The sequence below is a fragment of the Vreelandella sp. 162(4c) genome, from assembly GCF_058152265.1.
Genome location: NZ_CM176981.1, coordinates 517,064 through 533,413, shown reverse-complemented (window position 1 = coordinate 533,413; position 16,350 = coordinate 517,064). Strand labels below are relative to the sequence as shown.

Genomic DNA, 16,350 nt, shown 5'->3' with positions numbered 1-16,350 from the left:
GATACCCATGGCAACGAATCTTTTTGATTTAACAGGTAAAACCGCTCTCATTACCGGCTCTTCACGGGGCTTGGGTCGCGCTTTTGCCGAGGGGCTTGCCAGTGCTGGAGCTTCGATCATCCTTAACGGAATGAACCGAGAGCGACTAGAAGTTGCTGAAAGAGAGATGACTCAGAGTGGCTATCATGTCGAAATCGCTGCTTTTGATGTCACCGATGAAAGCGAGGTTAAATCAGCCTTCGCTAAATTCGATAAAGCTGGTATCAATATTGACATTTTGATTAATAATGCCGGAGTGCAGTTTAGAAAGTCGATGGTTGAGCTTGAAACATCCGATTGGCACCGTGTAATAGATACTAATTTAACCTCAGCTTTTGTTGTCGGCAGAGAAGCGGCAAAAAGAATGATTGAGCGTGGTTACGGCAAGATAATTAATATAGGTTCCCTAACCAGTGAGCTAGCCCGGGCAACGGTTGCTCCCTACACGGTAGCCAAGGGCGGCGTTAAAATGCTGACTAAAGCCATGGCTGCTGAGTGGGGAGAGCATGGTATCCAGGCTAACGCCATTGGGCCTGGTTATATGTTGACTGATATGAATGAAGCCCTAACCTCAAACCCAGATTTTGATGCATGGGTAAAAAGCCGAACACCTGCCCGTCGTTGGGGAAAGCCTGAGGAACTCGCAGGAACAGCCATTTACCTTAGCTCCGCTGCTTCAGCCTATGTTAATGGACAAATAATTTATGCTGATGGCGGCATGATATCAGTGCTATAGGGGGCCTTTATGCAAACAATAGTTATACACTCCCCCGGTGACTTGCGCGTCGAAGAGCATCAAGAAGCGCATCCGCCTGGTTCAGGTGAAGCAAAAATAACGATTAGTAAAGGTGGTATTTGCGGCTCTGACCTTCATTACTTCCATAACGGCGGTTTTGGTGCGGTAAGGTTGCAAGAGCCTATGGTTCTAGGGCATGAAGTAGCTGGTGTTGTCGCGGAACTTGGCATAGGTGTTTCACATTTGAAAGTGGGCGATAAGGTGGCTGTGAATCCTTCTATGCCTTGTGGCACATGCCAGTACTGTCAAAATGGCCAACGAAACCAATGCGAAGACATGCGTTTTTTTGGAAGTGCCATGCGTTTTCCTCATCAACAGGGGTTGTTTCGCCAAAATGTCACGATTCCAGCCCAACAACTCTACCCGCTACAACCCGATACTGACCTGACATATGCTGCTTGCGCAGAGCCTTTAGCCGTTTGCCTCCATGCTGTACGCCAAGCAGGCTCTTTGGTCGGGAGTAACGTATTAGTCTCGGGATGCGGGCCGATTGGCTGCTTAACGGTACTTTCTGCTGCTCGTGCTGGGGCTCAATATATTACCGCGACAGATCTTTCTGATGCTCCTTTAGCGATTGCGGCTCAATTAGGTGCGCATCGTAGTGTTAATCTCAATAGCCAACCAGATGCGTTGACCTCCCTTGCTCACGGGAAGGGTAGCCAAGATGTTATCTTTGAATGCTCGGGTAGCCCCAAAGCACTTGCGTCGGCATTAGAGATTATTAAGCCCGGCGGTATTATTATTTTGGTCGGTTTAGGTGGTGAGATTCCATTTCCCTTAAATTTAGCGGTTGCTAAAGAGGTTAAGATGATGGGGAGCTTCCGCTTTGACGAGGAATTTTCCCAGGCAGCTGATCTTATTGATAGAAAGGTGGTTGATTTAAAACCTTTCGTATCTTCAGTTATACCTTTTGGAGAGGCAAAGTCTGCTTTCGATCTAGCTTCTCTGCGTGAAAAATCCATGAAAGTTCAGCTTGATTTTGACGGAAAATGAGTTTTTTACATGGTAATTTTTTGTGCTTTTTTGATAGAGGTTGATTGAATGTTAAATTTATGTTTGCTATGAAAGGTGCGATGAGTATTTTTATTTATTTACCAAGCATAATATTTTATTTGGCGAGCTTATGCATGGAAAAATAGGTAAGTTTTGTCCGATAACAATGGCTGAATAGATATGAGCAATAAAACTAGTAATGCGGGTCAGAACCTGCTTGATCTCGCCTATGATAAGCTTGAAGAACTCATTGTCACCTGCGAGCTAAAGCCAGGCAGCCATCTTAGGATTCAAGACTTACAAACGATGACAGGCTTTAATCGAATGCCGGTGTATCAGGCGACAACTCGTTTGGCTGCTGATACGTTAATGATTATTCATCCGCGACAAGGTGTCCAGATTTCACCAATAGACTTGTCTCGTGCTTCATTACTGCTTGACTTACGTCGAGACCTTGAAAGGTTTGTTATATCGCTGGCTAGCCAAAGGGCAAGCGACGCGCAAAGAAGTCAGTTTCGCCACATAGCTAACTTGTTAAAAACAAGTGAGTCTTTAACTATCTCTGAATTCAATGCTTATGATAGCAAAATAGACCAAATGGTGCTTTCCGCGTGCGGTGAGCCTTTTCTACAGTATACGCTTAGACCTCTGCATACTATTTTTCGAAGAATTGGCTGGGTTTATCATTCCTATACTGCCGGTGGGGAAAGTCTTGATAGTACCGTGGAAGGTCATATCGCTGTCCTGGATGCCATACTTTCCGGTAAGCCAGAACAAGCCGCACTGGCATCTGATAAGCTTATTGACTTTGTGAAAGATATGTTGCCGGTTTTAAGCGATGAATTACCTCCTAGTGTCTTTGATGTAAGAATGGAATTTAAACAACCTTAATTTAATAACAATACTGGAGCTTCCATGGACATAGTCTTTCATGGCAAAAATGCACAAACATTTTTTAGCAATTTTGAATCCCTTCTTGAGGACGATCACACCATAAAACTGTTGCCAGATACGCTCGAATCCGAAGAAGATATTGCTTGCTATGCCGGTGCCGATGTCATTGTTGGTGTCAAACATGATTCATCGCTACCTACTTTAACAAAAACAAAGTTGTTTCATGTCCCAGGCGCTGGTTATGACGGTTTAGACCTCTCTCTGCTTCCAAGCACAACAACGGTCTGTAATTGTTTTGGCCATGAGCAAGCCATCGTTGAGTATATTATATCAGCTCTGCTGCTGAGACATGTTCCTCTAGCGGATGCTGATAAAAAATTAAGACATGGTGACTGGGAGTATTGGGCTGGTGGTGCATCAGGCCTACGCACTGAGCTATCTTCTGAATCCATAGGTATCATCGGTTTTGGACATATTGGGAAAGAATTGGCAAGTCGAGCTCATGCTTTTGGAATGGATGTTTCAATAGCAAATAGGAGCATAGTTGAAGCGTCTAGCCAAATAAAAAAATATTATGCTTTTGATGATCTATCTTCTATGTTGAAAGATGTCGATATTGTCGTTAATACGCTTCCGCTGTCTAAAGATACTGAAGGTTTTATTGGTCAAAAAGAGTTTAAAGATATGAAAAGGAGCGCTGTTTTTGTCAATGTTGGTCGTGGCCGCGTGGTTGATGAGAAAGCGTTATTTGATGCCCTAAATGAGTCGAGAATTGCTAGCGCGGTCATAGATACTTGGTATGTCTATCCAGCAGGCTCAGAGTCTAACCCTTTACCCGCTTCTCTTCCTTTCCATGAATTAGACAACGTGATTATGACCCCGCACATGTCAGGATGGACACACGGTACGGTAAAGCGCCGCCAGTTAACGATGGCACGCAATATTAATAAACTTTCCAAGGGTGACGGCGATCTTGTGAACATTGTTTCTACTTAAATGCCAATTAAATCAGAGATCTGCTTGTGAATCTTTACCCATAATTAAAACGGCATAGTTTGCTGATGATATAGCTTCAGCGGCAGATGCGGAACTGTTTCCTCTCGTGTTAAAGTGCGAGAATTTATAGGGCCTGTGGACGTTTCGTCGTGATTCACGCTGAAACGTCCACAGGCCCTTGTTTAACTGTAAGCGTAAATTTAAGGCACAATGGCATGATTTGAATAGCCATTTAGGCAAAAGGATAACGGTAATGAGCAACGATACGACGGGTGCAACAGAAGGAAAAACAGCGCCGCGGAATGATCTGCTGGTGTGGATTGATCTAGAGATGACCGGTCTCGATCCTAATAAAGAGCGCATCATTGAAGTAGCCACGCTCATTACAGATGCGGATTTGAATGTGGTCGCCGAGGGGCCGGTTATTGCGGTGAAGCAGCCCGATAGTCTGCTGGCGCAGATGGATGACTGGAACCAGAAAACCCACGGCGAATCAGGCTTAGTCGCACGCGTGAAGGCAAGCCAAGTGGAAACCGCTGAAGCTGAGCAGCAAACCCTGGCGTTTTTGCAGCAGTACGCAGTGGCAGGTTCGTCGCCCATGTGTGGCAACAGCATCCATCAGGATCGTCGTTTTCTCGAGCGTGAAATGCCTGCGTTGCTCAACTTTTTCCACTACCGCAATCTTGATGTGTCTACCATAAAAGAAGTGGCCAAACGCTGGAACCCCGGTGCGCTGGCGGGCTTTAGTAAACAGAATGTGCACTTGGCCATGGACGATATTAAAGAGTCGATTGCCGAGCTGGCCCACTACCGCAATACATTTTTACGCGTTGATCAGCGCAGCGACGAAGAAGAATAGCTAAGAAGAGTAGCGTTTAAGACGCGTCAGTGGCAATGCGCTCACTGCGTTTAAGACGCTGCTCCTCAAGCGCCCAGGCGACGTGTTCACGCACCAGCGAGCTTGGGTAGGCTCTGCGCGCCCAGAGCGCGGCTTCAACGGCCTCGCTCCAGGGCGCGTTACCCAGGCCAATGGCGATATTGCGCAGCCAGCGCTGGTAGCCAATGCGCCGAATGGGGCTGCCAGCGGTTTTATCCAGAAACTCCGCTTCGCCCCAGCCAAACAGGCTAATAAGCGATGCGCGATCCAGGTCATGGCGCGGCGCAAAGTCATCTTCCTGGGTGATATGGGTAAAACGCGTAAAAGGGCATACCAATTGGCAGTCGTCGCAGCCGTAAATACGGTTGCCCATGGCGCGACGAAACTCGACTGGAATCGCCCCGTGCAACTCAATAGTGAGATACGAAATGCACTTGCGCGAGTCGACCACTTTATCGTCAACAATGGCACCGGTGGGGCAGGCCACTTTGCACGCGTTACAGCTACCGCAGTGTTCGTGCTCAAACGGTGCGTCAATGGGCAATGGAAGGTCAGTATAGAGTTCGCCAAGAAAAAACAGCGAACCCGCCTTGGGGTTGAGCAGCATGGCGTTTTTGCCAAACCAGCCGAGCCCCGCTTTTTGAGCCAGGGCGCGTTCCATCACCGGCGCTGAGTCGACAAAAGCGCGGTAACCGAAGCTGCCGACTTCCTGCTCAATTTTTTTTGCTAATAGGGCTAACCGTTTGCGGATTAGCTTGTGATAATCACGGCCAAGGGCGTAGCGCGATACATAGGCGCGGTTGGGCTGACCGAGCACCTTGGTGCTCTCCACTTCGGCGGGCAGGTAATCCATACGCACGCTGATAATGCGTTGAGTGCCGGGTTCCAGTTCCTCTGGGCGAGTGCGCTTGGTGCCATGCTTGGCCATAAAGCCCATTTCGCCGTGGTAGCCTTTTTCCAGCCACGCGTCGAGGTGGTCTTCATGAGCCGACAGTTCAGTATCGGTGATGCCCACCTGCTGAAAACCCAGCTCTCGCCCCCAGGTTTTAATCAGGTCGGCAAGGCGAGCAAGTTTCTGATCAGTCATTGCACCATCAGAACGTGCAAAGGCAGTGGAATTCGACATAGTCAATCAACAGCAAGGCATTAAGCGCGCTATGCTAACGCATTGGCAGCCATCAAAACATGTGAAAGGAGCGATCGTGACAGTCCCGAATACTTCCATGCTACGCCCCCTCTATAAAGCCGCCCAGGTTCAGGAACTCGATCGGCGCACGATCGCCGGGGGTATCGATGGCTTTGCATTGATGCAGCGCGCCGCCTCAAGCGCCTGGCACAGCTTCCGCTCCCGCTGGCCACAAGCACGTAGTATCACCGTGCTATGTGGGAGTGGCAACAACGGTGGCGATGGTCACGTGCTGGCAGCGCTAGCCATGCAGTCGGGCCTCAAAGTGCAGCGGATAACCCTTAAGTCCGTTGAAGAGCTCAGCGGCGACGCGGCCCGTGCCGCAGAATTAGCAACATCCGCGGGCGTGGGCTGCGAGGAGTGGCACGCTGGGATTGAGCTCACCGGCGAAGTGATTGTTGATGCATTGCTGGGTACCGGGTTGACCGGTGAAGTAGAGGGGCGCTTCAAGCGTGCTATTGAAACGATCAACGCTGCAAAGCAGCCAGTCCTGGCGATTGATATTCCCTCTGGATTGGTTGCCGACACCGGTGCGGTACCGGGTATTGCTGTGAAGGCCTCCTGCACGGTGACCTTTATTGGCGATAAGGTTGGATTACATACAGGTGATGCCCCTGCCTATACTGGCGAGATCGACTTTCGACCCCTGGGTGTCAAAGCCCAGGCCTATTTCGATATTCCCCCCACGGCTTGGCGGCTGGATGATTCGCTGCTGGCAGAGGCTTTTGCACCACGCCTGCGTACCAGCCATAAAGGCGACATGGGCCATGTGCTGATCATGGGCGGCGCCCCTGGTTTCGGAGGTGCCGCGCTGCTGGCCTGTCAGGCTGCTGCCCGCTTAGGGGCGGGTAAAGTAAGCTTGGCGACTGCCCCAGAACATATTGCCGCCAGTTTGGTGCGTTGCCCGGAGGTGATGGCTCATGGCGTACGCGGTGGCGCTGAGGCCGCTGAACTGCCCAGTAACGCTGACGTTGTGGTGGTCGGGCCAGGGCTTGGCCAAGCTGCCTGGGGGCAGGCGGTGCTGCAGAGTGCGCTGCAGGCAGATAAGCCGCTGGTGGTAGATGCCGACGGGCTTAACCTCCTGGCGCGCCAGTGGCCGGAGGTTCGCCGTGATAACTGGATTTTGACTCCACACCCCGGTGAGGCCGCGCGACTATTGAACTGTTCCGTTGCCGATATCCAATCCGACCGGCCCGCTGCTGCCCAGGCATTGCAACGCGCTCGGGGTGGTGTGGTGATTTTAAAAGGCGCGGGCAGTTTAATTGCTGGGCCTAGCGGTTTGGTGGTGTGCCCTTACGGGAACCCCGGTATGGCCAGCGGCGGCATGGGCGATGTGCTCAGCGGCATGCTGGGGGCGTTGGTTGCTCAGCGGGGCGAGGTGGAGTTTAGTGTCTGGCTAGGTGCCATGGTGCATGCGTTAGCGGCCGATCGCGCGGCAGCGGAAGAAGGCGAGCGTGGCCTGCTGGCCAGCGATCTGGCATCCTATGCGCGAAAATTGATTAATCCGTGAAGGCAGCCCACATGCAGGTGCAATTAGACAACGAAGAGGCCCAGGTCGCTTTTGGCGAAACTCTCGGGCACGTATTGCAAGGACGCGGGCTCGTCTATCTAGAGGGTGAGCTAGGTGCCGGTAAAACCACGTTAACGCGTGGCATCCTGCGGGCTTACGGCCATCAAGGGGCGGTTAAAAGCCCCACTTACACCTTGGTAGAGCCTTATGAGTTGAACGATCAGCGGGTTTATCATCTGGATTTATACCGCTTAGCGGATCCAGAAGAGCTTGAGTTTATTGGTGGTCGAGACGTGCTGGCCGACGATGCAGTCACCATTATTGAGTGGCCCAGCCGCGGTGAAGGGTGGTTGCCAGCGCCTGACCTGCGCCTAACCTTGGAAGTAGTGGCGCAAGGGCGTTTAGTCTCATTAGCTGCGGGTAGTGATAACGGTCAGCGTATGCTTGAATTATTGCGAAGTAAGGTAAGTAGCAAGGTAAGTGCAGTCAGTAAAGAAGGTTCTGACCAGTTGGAGAACGGTGTGATTCAATGGAAATGAAGGGCATAGCGGCAGGTGTATATCGCTTATTAGCCGCCGGTTTTTTTGCCCTGGCGGCGGTTGATGTACAAGCGTCCAGCGTAGAGAGCATGCGGCTTTGGGCGGCGCCAGATCATGCCCGGCTGGTGTTTGATCTCTCCGCTGCGACTAATGCCAACGTATTTTCGCTGGAGAACCCGGCGCGGTTGGTGATTGATTTAGATGATACCCAAATGGATACCGACCCCAGTACGCTGCCTTTGCACGACAGTGCAATTACCTCGGTGCGTACCGGCGTGCGGGAGGGTGGGGGCCTGCGGGTAGTGCTTGAACTCAATCGAGAAATTGAGCCACGCCATTTTACCCTGACACCTAACGACCAGTACGGCCACCGACTGGTCGTTGATCTCGAATATCCTGGTGAGAGTGCCGTCGAGAATCCGATTGACCCCATTGAGGCGATGATTCGGGACCAGGAAATTCAGGCCCAGCGGGAATCTGCTCAAGGCCAGCTGTCGGACAGCGTGGCGCCGCCTAGCGAGGCAGCGCCGACAGAAGTGCAGGAAGCCAAGCCGCACCCAAGGCGCGATATTATTATTGCCGTCGACGCCGGTCATGGTGGTGAAGACCCAGGGGCGATTGGTCCTTCAGGCACACGGGAAAAGGACGTAGTGCTGGAAATTGCCCGTCGCCTAGCCGCTGAAGTGAACGGTACTGAGGGCTTTAAAGCCGTGCTGGTGCGGGATGGTGACTACTATATAGGGTTGCGTCAGCGTACCGCACTGGCACGTGAGCAGAAAGCCGACTTTTTTGTTTCGATACACGCCGATGCTTTCACCAGCCCAAGACCTCAAGGGAGCTCGGTCTATGCGCTTTCTCAGCGCGGCGCCACCTCGGAAACCGCCCAGTGGCTGGCGGATAGTGAGAACCGCTCCGACCTTATCGGCGGTGTCGATGGCAGTCTCTCCTTGCGTGATAAAGACCAGGTGCTGCGCGGCGTGTTGTTGGATTTGACTATGACTGCCACGCTGAATGACTCGCTCTCGATCGGTGGTCAGGTATTGGAGCAGTTAGGCCGCATTAACCGGCTGCATAAGTCGCGGGTCGAGCAGGCTGGGTTTATGGTACTGAAGTCTCCCGATATCCCCTCGCTGTTGATCGAGGTTGGCTTTATCTCTAACCCTGACGAAGAGCGTCGGCTACGCGACCCAGTACACCAATCAGGGCTTTCTCAGGCTATCTTCAGCGGTTTGCGCGAGCATTTCGAGCGCTTCCCACCGCCGGCCAGCCTGCTTGCCTGGCAGCGTGATAATCAGCATCGCCCTTCGGGTAACGAGTACCGTATTCAGTCGGGAGACACCCTGTCAGCGATTGCTGTGCGTCATGGCGTGCCGGTTAATCAGTTGAGGCAGGCCAATGACCTGAATGGTGACGTGATTCGTGTTGGCCAAGTGTTACAGATTCCCCGTTCATGAGGTGCCGTGTTGACTGATATGACCGCTACCGCACCGCGTATACAGGTACTCGACCCGCGGTTGGCCAACCAGATTGCCGCCGGGGAGGTGGTTGAGCGCCCCTCATCGGTCACCAAAGAGTTGATAGAGAACGCTATTGATGCTGGCAGCCAGCGTATCGAAGTAGAGATCGAGCAAGGGGGCGCGCGGCTGATCAAAGTGCGCGATGACGGGATTGGCATTGGCGAAGAGGATTTACCGCTGGCCCTGGCCCGCCATGCCACCAGTAAGATTGGCAGCCTGGAAGACTTAGAGGGCGTTAGTTCGCTAGGCTTTCGCGGTGAAGCGCTGGCATCGATTAGCTCCGTCTCGCGGCTGGAGCTGATCTCCAATGCCGAAGACGACCCCCGCCATGGCTGGCGGGTGGTTGCGGAAGGGCGGGGCATGGAAGCACGGGTGACACCTGCGCCACACCCCCGTGGTACCAGCGTTGGCGTGCGCGATCTGTTTTTTAATACCCCCGCCCGGCGCAAGTTTCTGCGCACAGAAAAGACCGAATTTGCCCATGTAGAAGAGGCATTTCGCCGTCAGGCGCTATCCCGCTACGACATCGCTTGGGTATTGCGCCATAACCAAAAAGTCATTCACCAGTTGCCCGCCGGTCACTCTGCGGCGGCCCGGGAGCGGCGTATTGCCTCGCTGTTGGGCAAGAATTTTATCGAGCATGCTCGCTATATCGAGCGCGAAGCGGGCGGTATACGGCTAAGCGGCTGGGTTGGCTTGCCCACCCACTCGCGCTCACAGGCTGACCAACAGTACTTTTTTGTCAATGGACGCGTGGTGCGTGATCGTTTGGTCGCCCACGCGGTGCGTCAGGCCTATCGTGATGTGCTGTTTAACGGCCGTCATCCGGTCTTTGTGCTCTATCTGGAGCTTGATCCAGACGTTGTGGACGTCAACGTCCACCCCACCAAGCATGAAGTGCGCTTTCGTGATGGTCGTATGGTTCACGACTTTCTCTATTCGAGCCTCCATCACTCCCTGGCATCGGCTAAACCCGCTGAGAGTGCAGAGGAGCATGATGCCGAGGTGGCTGATACGTCAGGCGCATCGCCACAGGGCGAAGCTTCAGAAATGGGGGCTGAACAACCCCGCTGGCAGCAGCAGGGGATTGCGCTGACCCACTCGCCGGATCGCCACCCCGGTGCTGAGCGCGTGCGCCGCTTTATGCAGGGTTATCAGGCGCTACACCCCAATCACGAAGAAACGCTGTTAACGCCTCAGCCGAGCCCTCCCAGTGAGCGAGGTAGTGAGGTGCGTGAAGCGCCCCTGGCGATGCCTGATAACGACCCCACTGCGCCACCACCACTAGGGTTTGCGCTAGGGCAGTTGCACGGCATTTATATTCTGGCCCAGAACGCTGAGGGATTGGTGCTGGTGGATATGCATGCCGCCCATGAGCGAATCGTCTATGAGCGCATGAAGACACAGCTGGCCGCTGCCAAAGGGTTGGATGCGCAGCCGCTGCTAGTGCCCGTCTCCATTGCCGCTAGCCGGGCCGAAGTGGCCACGGCAGAGAGCGAGCAAGAGTCAATTGCCAAGCTGGGTATTGAGCTGGATATCGCCGGGCCAGAGACGCTGCTGGTACGTCAACTGCCGGCGTTACTTGCCCAGGCTGATCCTGAGGCGCTGGTGCGTCAGATGCTGGAAGAGCTGGCGCGCTATGGGCGTACCCATCAAGTCGAGGCTAGGGTGCATGAACTACTCTCTACTATGGCCTGTCATGGCAGCGTGCGTGCCAACCGTCGGCTTACTATCGACGAGATGAACGCGCTACTGCGCGACATGGAGCGCACCGAGCGCAGCGACCAATGTAATCACGGTCGTCCCACCTGGACGCAGATGGGGCTCAAAGCGCTTGATCGGCTCTTCTTGCGCGGCCAATAGATGCTTGAACAACAGCTGCGCGATCAGTAATCACCTTTTTCTTAGCTAACGGAACCGCGCATGGCTGATACCCGCCCCTGGGCGATTTTTTTAATGGGCCCCACGGCCGCTGGGAAAACCGATGCTGCGATGGCGCTACACGAGCACCTGGGGCATGAGCTGATTAGCGTTGACTCGGCCATGGTGTACCGCGGTATGGATATTGGCAGTGCCAAGCCCTGCGCGAGTGAGCTTGCCCGTGCGCCTCACCACTTGATTGATATTCGCGATCCAGCAGAGCCCTATTCGGCGGCCGATTTTCGTGTAGATGCGCTTTCTCTTATGCGACAAATCAGCGCGGCAGGCAAAGTCCCCCTGCTGGTCGGCGGTACTATGCTTTACTACAAGCGGCTGGTCGAAGGGGTGGCAAACTTGCCTTCTGCCGACCCGGCTATTCGCCAGCGGCTTGAAGCACAGTGGCAAAACGAAGGACTATTGTCGCTACATCAACGCCTGGCAGAGGTGGATGCGCTATCCGCCCAGCGCATTCACCCCAATGACCCGCAGCGCGTCATGCGCGCGCTGGAGGTGTACTACGCCAGTGGGCGGCCAATGAGTGAGCTGTGGGCGGAGCAACAGCCGGAAACCTTTCCCTGGCGCGTGTTGTCGATAGCTTTGGCGCCCAGTGATCGCAGCTTGCTGCATCAACGCATTGCCCAGCGTTTCGAAGTAATGTTGGGTGAGGGCTTGATAAATGAAGTCGCCGCCCTCAAAAAGCGTAATGACTTACATTTAGGCCTACCGGCGATGAAGAGTGTTGGTTATCGCCAAGTGTGGGAGTACCTGGAAGGTGAGTATGACTATGCCTCCCTCGTTGAGCGAGGCGTGATCGCAACTCGTCAGTTAGCCAAGCGACAATTAACCTGGTTAAGAAGCTGGCCAGAACTTAACTGGGTAGATTCACAGCGCTCAGATGCACTGGATCAGGTGTTGAAACTCGTGCGTGACAGCAGTGCTTAGCGTAAGATAGTTCGCTAAGCTGGTAATTTAGGTAGTGTGTTTTCGATTGGCTGGGTGTTTGAGCCTTTCGAATATCACTAGGCTCTTCGGGCATCATTCGGCCTTTCGGGCAGTAATAAAATAGTGCGGCGTAGCACCAGTAGGGCACGCCATTTGATAATTAACCCCAACGACAGTTTTAGGGAGAGCAACATGTCCAAAGGGCAGTCCCTTCAAGACCCGTACTTGAACATTCTGCGCAAGGAGCGCATTCCGGTCTCTATCTTTTTGGTCAACGGCATTAAGCTGCAGGGCCAGATCGAATCGTTTGACCAGTTTGTTATCCTGCTGCGCAATACCGTTAGTCAGATGGTTTATAAACACGCTATTTCCACGGTTGTTCCATCTCGCAACGTACGCTTGCCTGCGCAAGACCCGGCAGAGCAGGATGCGGAGATTTAACACCGCTGGAGAAGCAAGAGAGTCCACGAGGTATTGATTGTTTTTCGAACGCCCAGACGCCGGTGAAACGGCAGTTCTTGTTCACGTCGATTTTCATGATGAACAAAAACGTGAAGACCCGGGTGAGTTTTTAGAGCTCGTACGCTCTGCTGGTGCAGAGCCTGCGACTCTTCTCACTGCTAGCCGCCACCGACCTGACTCGCGCACCTTTATTGGGTCAGGTAAGTTGGAAGAGCTGCGGGCACTGCTCGCGGCTCATGAGGCAGAGTTGGTGATCTTCAACCATAGCTTAAGTCCCTCTCAAGAGCGCAATGTAGAGCAAGAGCTCAAGTGCCGAGTGCTCGACCGTACTGGTTTGATCCTCGATATCTTTGCGCAACGGGCAAGAACCCATGAAGGTAAGCTGCAGGTAGAGCTTGCTCAGCTTGAATATATGTCGACTCGCCTCGTGCGTGGTTGGACACACCTAGAGCGGCAAAAAGGTGGGATTGGCCTGCGCGGCCCAGGCGAGACGCAGTTAGAAACTGACCGTCGTCTGTTGCGTGGTCGGATCAAATCGATTCACAAACGGCTCGATAAAGTGCGCAGCCAGCGCGACCAGAATCGCCGAGCGCGTGCGCGCGCGGAAATTCATAGCGTATCGCTGGTGGGGTACACCAACGCCGGTAAGTCAACGCTATTTAACGCCTTAACCAATTCTGAGGTGTATGCAGCCGACCAGCTGTTTGCGACACTTGACCCTACTTTGCGGCGGCTTGAGATTGAAGACGTTGGTCCGGTAGTGATGGCCGATACCGTGGGCTTTATTCGCCACTTGCCGCACAAGTTGGTTGAGGCGTTTCAAGCGACGCTCCAGGAAGCCTCTGAAGCGTCGTTGTTGGTACACGTGATCGATGCCGCAGATCCTGACCGCGAGTTAAACGTGGAGCAGGTGGAGCTAGTGCTCAAAGAGATCGGCGCCGATGATGTGCCGGTACTCAAAGTCATGAATAAAATTGATAAGCTCGATAGTGCCCCACGTATAGAGCGTGATGGGCATGGTGTGCCCGAAGTGGTTTGGCTTTCGGCCCAGCAGGGCCAGGGGCTTGAGCTGCTCCATGAGGCGCTGACCGAGCGCTTGGCAAATGATGTCATTGGCTTTTCGCTGACACTGACTCCCGAGCAGGGTAAGCTGCGGGCAGGGTTGCACGAGCTCAATGCCGTTCGCGAGGAAGCCTTTGATGAGCAGGGGCATTCAGTGCTTGATGTGCGTTTGCCGCGGCGTGACTTTAATCAGTTGATGGCCCAACTGGGCGAGCGAGCCAACACCTATTTACCTGAAGCGCTGCGTGAAACCAATGAGTGGTAAGCGACTTAATTACCCATCCTAGTACGCTGCATGTATGCAGTTTTGTATAAAAATGGTACAAGGTTTATAGAGCAATAATATCAAAACGCGGTGGTGCCGCCTAAGTGTGATGCCATTAGCGTTAGCGAATACCTTAGTGGAGACGAAGTATGGCCTGGAATGAGCCTGGTGGTGGCAACCAGCACGACCCTTGGAGTAGTGGCGGCCGACGCGGTGGAAACGACGGCGATGGAAACCGTGGCAGTAATAATGGCGGCGGCAACAATGGCAATAAAGGGGGCAACAACCAAGGTCCACCTGACCTGGATGAAGCGCTGAAAAAGTTTCAGGACAAGCTCAACAGCATGTTGGGTGGCGGCAAAAAAGGCGGCGGCAAGAAAACCGGTGGTGGCGGTAGTGATAAGAACCGCAACCCTTTCGCGCTGCCAGGCCTGCTGATTATTGTTGCGCTGGCTATTTGGGCTGCAATGGGCTTCTACCTCGTGGATCAATCCGAGCGCGGCGTTGTGCTGCGGTTTGGTGAGTTTCAGGGCATCGTAGATCCAGGCCTGCAGTGGAATCCGCCGCTGATTGACGATGTACGTATGGTCAATGTGACCCGTGTGCGCTCTCTGTCGCAGACCCAGTCGATGCTGACCCGCGACGAAAACATTGTCGAAGTGGAAATTTCTGCTCAGTACCAAGTAGCTAATCCACGCGATTTTGTGCTTAACGTACGCGATCCTGCTATCTCGATTGAGAATGCGCTGGATTCGGCACTACGTCACGTCGTCGGCGGTACCGATATGATCGATATCTTAACCTCTGGCCGTGAGATTCTGGGTAGCTCGGTTGCTAGTCGTCTACAGTCCTATCTCGACAACTACGGTGCCGGTATTCGCCTGCAAACCATTAACATCGAGTCCACTTCGGCGCCCGCGCCAGTGATTGACGCCTTCGATGACGTTATCCGGGCCCGTGAAGATCGTCAGCGTACGATCAACCAGGGTATTGCTTACGCCAACGCGATTATTCCGGAAGCGCAAGGTCAGGCGCAGCGTATTGTTGAGCAGGGGCAGGGTTACCGTGAGTCAGTAGTCGCTGAAGCGCAGGGTCAAGCCAACCGCTTTAACTCGCTACTCTCCGAGTACACAAATGCCCCGGATATCATGCGTGAACGTATGTACCTGGACACAATGGAAGAAGTGTTTAGTAATTCGCCGAAGGTGCTGTTGGATGTAAGCGAAAACGCGCCGCTGATGTATCTGCCCCTCGATCAGCTTAGCGGTGGGAGCAGTAATCGAAATAACTCTTCGAGCGGAAGCGCCAATAGCGATGAACAGCTAGACCCGAGTGTGCTTGAGCGGTTACGCAACACCCAGGGCAGTTCCAGCTCTTCATCGAATACCAATAGTAGCTCCATCCGCAGGGAGGGCCGGTAAATGATTAATAATCGATCCCTGCTGATTGTTGGTGGTCTGGCTGCCGTGGCGTGGCTGGCAAGCAACACTCTGTACGTGGTAGACGAAACCGAGCGTGCCGTTAAACTGCGCTTTGGTGAAGTCATTGAAGAGAATATTCAGCCTGGCTTGCATGCCAAAGTGCCGATCGCGCAAACGATTCGTAAGTTTGATACGCGCTTGTTGACGCTGGACACCGATACCAGCCGCTATCTGACCCTTGAGCAGAAAGCGGTTATCGTTGACTCCTATGTTAAGTGGCAGGTGGTTAATCCTACTCGCTACTACGAGGCGACTGCCGGCGATGAGTTGATGGCCATTCGCCTGATTCAGCCGCGGGTGGATGAGAGCCTGCGTAATGAATTTGGTCGCTTGAATCTTCAGGAAATTATCGCCGAGCGTCGTGATGACCTGATGACGGGCCCCACCGCAGAACTCGACGAGCTGATGCGTGAAGAGCTCGGGGTGGCAATTCGCGATATTCGTATCAAGCGCATCGATTTGCCCGAAGACGTATCAGCCGCTGTTTTTGAGCGGATGCGCTCCGAGCGTGAGCGTGAAGCTCGTGAATGGCGTGCTCAGGGTCAGGAAGAGGCTGAGCGTATTCGCGCCAATGCGGATCGTCGTCGCCAAGTACTGCTTGCCCAGGCCAATGAGCGCTCCGAGACGCTGCGCGGTGAAGGTGATGCCCAAGCCGCTGCGATTTTCTCTGAAGCGTATGGTCAGGATCAGGAGTTCTACTCTTTCTGGCGTAGCCTTAATGCCTATAGCGAAAGCTTTGCCGACGATGGCAATCTGATGGTGCTGGAGCCGAGTAGCGACTTCTTCCGCTATTTGCGCAGCGCTGAACCAGAAAGCGGTGAAGACAGCGGCGAGTAAACCGCCGTTGGCCGGTGCTCCTCGTCTTGGTTTG

General features: G+C 53.4%; 15 protein-coding genes. 14 read left to right on the top strand and 1 reads right to left on the bottom strand.

Annotation, left to right across the window (positions count from 1 at the left end):
- Window positions 1-7: 7 nt before the first annotated feature.
- The 5 genes from AC4EYZ_RS02440 (at window position 8) to orn (ending at window position 4,577) form a co-directional block, all read left to right on the top strand.
- Window positions 8-775 (top strand): SDR family oxidoreductase, encoded by a 768-nt coding sequence (locus AC4EYZ_RS02440; RefSeq protein WP_474192823.1) that lies wholly within the window; start codon window positions 8-10, stop codon window positions 773-775.
- 9 nt (window positions 776-784) lie between these two features.
- Window positions 785-1,828 carry an L-idonate 5-dehydrogenase gene (locus AC4EYZ_RS02435; RefSeq protein WP_027959059.1) on the top strand — a complete coding sequence of 348 codons (1,044 nt, stop codon included), beginning with the start codon at window positions 785-787 and terminating at the stop codon, window positions 1,826-1,828.
- Window positions 1,829-2,008: 180 nt separating this feature from the next.
- The gene (locus tag AC4EYZ_RS02430) at window positions 2,009-2,719 is read left to right on the top strand and encodes a GntR family transcriptional regulator (protein ID WP_051052087.1); all 711 of its coding nucleotides are present in this window, start codon (window positions 2,009-2,011) and stop codon (window positions 2,717-2,719) included.
- A 24-nt stretch (window positions 2,720-2,743) separates the two neighbouring features.
- Entirely contained in the window at window positions 2,744-3,718 is a 975-nt protein-coding gene (locus AC4EYZ_RS02425; protein WP_457546906.1) for a 2-hydroxyacid dehydrogenase, read from the top strand.
- Between the two features lie 253 nt (window positions 3,719-3,971).
- Window positions 3,972-4,577, top strand: coding sequence for an oligoribonuclease (gene orn, locus AC4EYZ_RS02420; RefSeq protein ID WP_039859766.1), 606 nt, complete (start codon window positions 3,972-3,974; stop codon window positions 4,575-4,577).
- A 16-nt stretch (window positions 4,578-4,593) separates the two neighbouring features.
- Here the strand turns inward: orn and queG are convergent, their stop codons facing one another.
- Window positions 4,594-5,721: a tRNA epoxyqueuosine(34) reductase QueG gene (gene queG / locus AC4EYZ_RS02415; protein ID WP_414121098.1), complete on the bottom strand. Its 1,128-nt coding sequence runs from the start codon at window positions 5,719-5,721 to the stop codon at window positions 4,594-4,596.
- Window positions 5,722-5,818: 97 nt separating this feature from the next.
- Here queG and AC4EYZ_RS02410 point away from each other — a divergent pair, with 97 nt between their 5' ends.
- The 9 genes from AC4EYZ_RS02410 (at window position 5,819) to hflC (ending at window position 16,316) form a co-directional block, all read left to right on the top strand.
- The gene (locus AC4EYZ_RS02410) at window positions 5,819-7,291 is read left to right on the top strand and encodes a bifunctional ADP-dependent NAD(P)H-hydrate dehydratase/NAD(P)H-hydrate epimerase (RefSeq protein WP_035539151.1); all 1,473 of its coding nucleotides are present in this window, start codon (window positions 5,819-5,821) and stop codon (window positions 7,289-7,291) included.
- Between the two features lie 11 nt (window positions 7,292-7,302).
- Window positions 7,303-7,830: a tRNA (adenosine(37)-N6)-threonylcarbamoyltransferase complex ATPase subunit type 1 TsaE gene (gene tsaE / locus AC4EYZ_RS02405; protein WP_035539154.1), complete on the top strand. Its 528-nt coding sequence runs from the start codon at window positions 7,303-7,305 to the stop codon at window positions 7,828-7,830.
- Window positions 7,821-9,284 carry an N-acetylmuramoyl-L-alanine amidase gene (locus AC4EYZ_RS02400; RefSeq protein WP_490204078.1) on the top strand — a complete coding sequence of 488 codons (1,464 nt, stop codon included), beginning with the start codon at window positions 7,821-7,823 and terminating at the stop codon, window positions 9,282-9,284. The genes tsaE and AC4EYZ_RS02400 overlap by 10 nt, the downstream gene beginning before the upstream one ends.
- An 18-nt stretch (window positions 9,285-9,302) precedes the next feature.
- Window positions 9,303-11,210: a DNA mismatch repair endonuclease MutL gene (gene mutL / locus AC4EYZ_RS02395; RefSeq protein ID WP_490204279.1), complete on the top strand. Its 1,908-nt coding sequence runs from the start codon at window positions 9,303-9,305 to the stop codon at window positions 11,208-11,210.
- A 60-nt stretch (window positions 11,211-11,270) separates the two neighbouring features.
- Window positions 11,271-12,209: a tRNA (adenosine(37)-N6)-dimethylallyltransferase MiaA gene (gene miaA / locus AC4EYZ_RS02390; RefSeq protein ID WP_474191299.1), complete on the top strand. Its 939-nt coding sequence runs from the start codon at window positions 11,271-11,273 to the stop codon at window positions 12,207-12,209.
- Window positions 12,210-12,401: 192 nt separating this feature from the next.
- Entirely contained in the window at window positions 12,402-12,650 is a 249-nt protein-coding gene (hfq, locus tag AC4EYZ_RS02385) for an RNA chaperone Hfq (RefSeq protein WP_007114649.1), read from the top strand.
- 37 nt (window positions 12,651-12,687) lie between these two features.
- The gene (gene hflX / locus AC4EYZ_RS02380) at window positions 12,688-13,998 is read left to right on the top strand and encodes a ribosome rescue GTPase HflX (protein WP_009287759.1); all 1,311 of its coding nucleotides are present in this window, start codon (window positions 12,688-12,690) and stop codon (window positions 13,996-13,998) included.
- 149 nt (window positions 13,999-14,147) lie between these two features.
- Window positions 14,148-15,419 (top strand): FtsH protease activity modulator HflK, encoded by a 1,272-nt coding sequence (hflK, locus tag AC4EYZ_RS02375; protein WP_027959067.1) that lies wholly within the window; start codon window positions 14,148-14,150, stop codon window positions 15,417-15,419.
- A complete protein-coding gene (hflC, locus tag AC4EYZ_RS02370) occupies window positions 15,420-16,316 on the top strand; it encodes a protease modulator HflC (protein WP_009287760.1) in 897 nt (298 codons plus the stop codon). It begins immediately after the preceding gene.
- The last annotated feature ends 34 nt before the right edge of the window (window positions 16,317-16,350 follow it).

What these genes read in the sequence shown, in the direction of transcription:
- AC4EYZ_RS02440 (WP_474192823.1), top strand. Translation starts at nt 8, where the DNA reads ATGGCAACGAATCTTTTTGATTTAACAGGTAAAACCGCTCTCATTACC.
- mutL (WP_490204279.1), top strand. Translation starts at nt 9,303, where the DNA reads ATGACCGCTACCGCACCGCGTATACAGGTACTCGACCCGCGGTTGGCC.
- AC4EYZ_RS02430 (WP_051052087.1), top strand. Translation starts at nt 2,009, where the DNA reads ATGAGCAATAAAACTAGTAATGCGGGTCAGAACCTGCTTGATCTCGCC.
- AC4EYZ_RS02425 (WP_457546906.1), top strand. Translation starts at nt 2,744, where the DNA reads ATGGACATAGTCTTTCATGGCAAAAATGCACAAACATTTTTTAGCAAT.
- hflC (WP_009287760.1), top strand. Translation starts at nt 15,420, where the DNA reads ATGATTAATAATCGATCCCTGCTGATTGTTGGTGGTCTGGCTGCCGTG.
- AC4EYZ_RS02410 (WP_035539151.1), top strand. Translation starts at nt 5,819, where the DNA reads ATGCTACGCCCCCTCTATAAAGCCGCCCAGGTTCAGGAACTCGATCGG.
- hflK (WP_027959067.1), top strand. Translation starts at nt 14,148, where the DNA reads ATGGCCTGGAATGAGCCTGGTGGTGGCAACCAGCACGACCCTTGGAGT.
- AC4EYZ_RS02435 (WP_027959059.1), top strand. Translation starts at nt 785, where the DNA reads ATGCAAACAATAGTTATACACTCCCCCGGTGACTTGCGCGTCGAAGAG.
- miaA (WP_474191299.1), top strand. Translation starts at nt 11,271, where the DNA reads ATGGCTGATACCCGCCCCTGGGCGATTTTTTTAATGGGCCCCACGGCC.
- orn (WP_039859766.1), top strand. Translation starts at nt 3,972, where the DNA reads ATGAGCAACGATACGACGGGTGCAACAGAAGGAAAAACAGCGCCGCGG.
- tsaE (WP_035539154.1), top strand. Translation starts at nt 7,303, where the DNA reads ATGCAGGTGCAATTAGACAACGAAGAGGCCCAGGTCGCTTTTGGCGAA.
- AC4EYZ_RS02400 (WP_490204078.1), top strand. Translation starts at nt 7,821, where the DNA reads ATGGAAATGAAGGGCATAGCGGCAGGTGTATATCGCTTATTAGCCGCC.
- queG (WP_414121098.1), bottom strand. Translation starts at nt 5,721, where the DNA reads ATGTCGAATTCCACTGCCTTTGCACGTTCTGATGGTGCAATGACTGAT.
- hfq (WP_007114649.1), top strand. Translation starts at nt 12,402, where the DNA reads ATGTCCAAAGGGCAGTCCCTTCAAGACCCGTACTTGAACATTCTGCGC.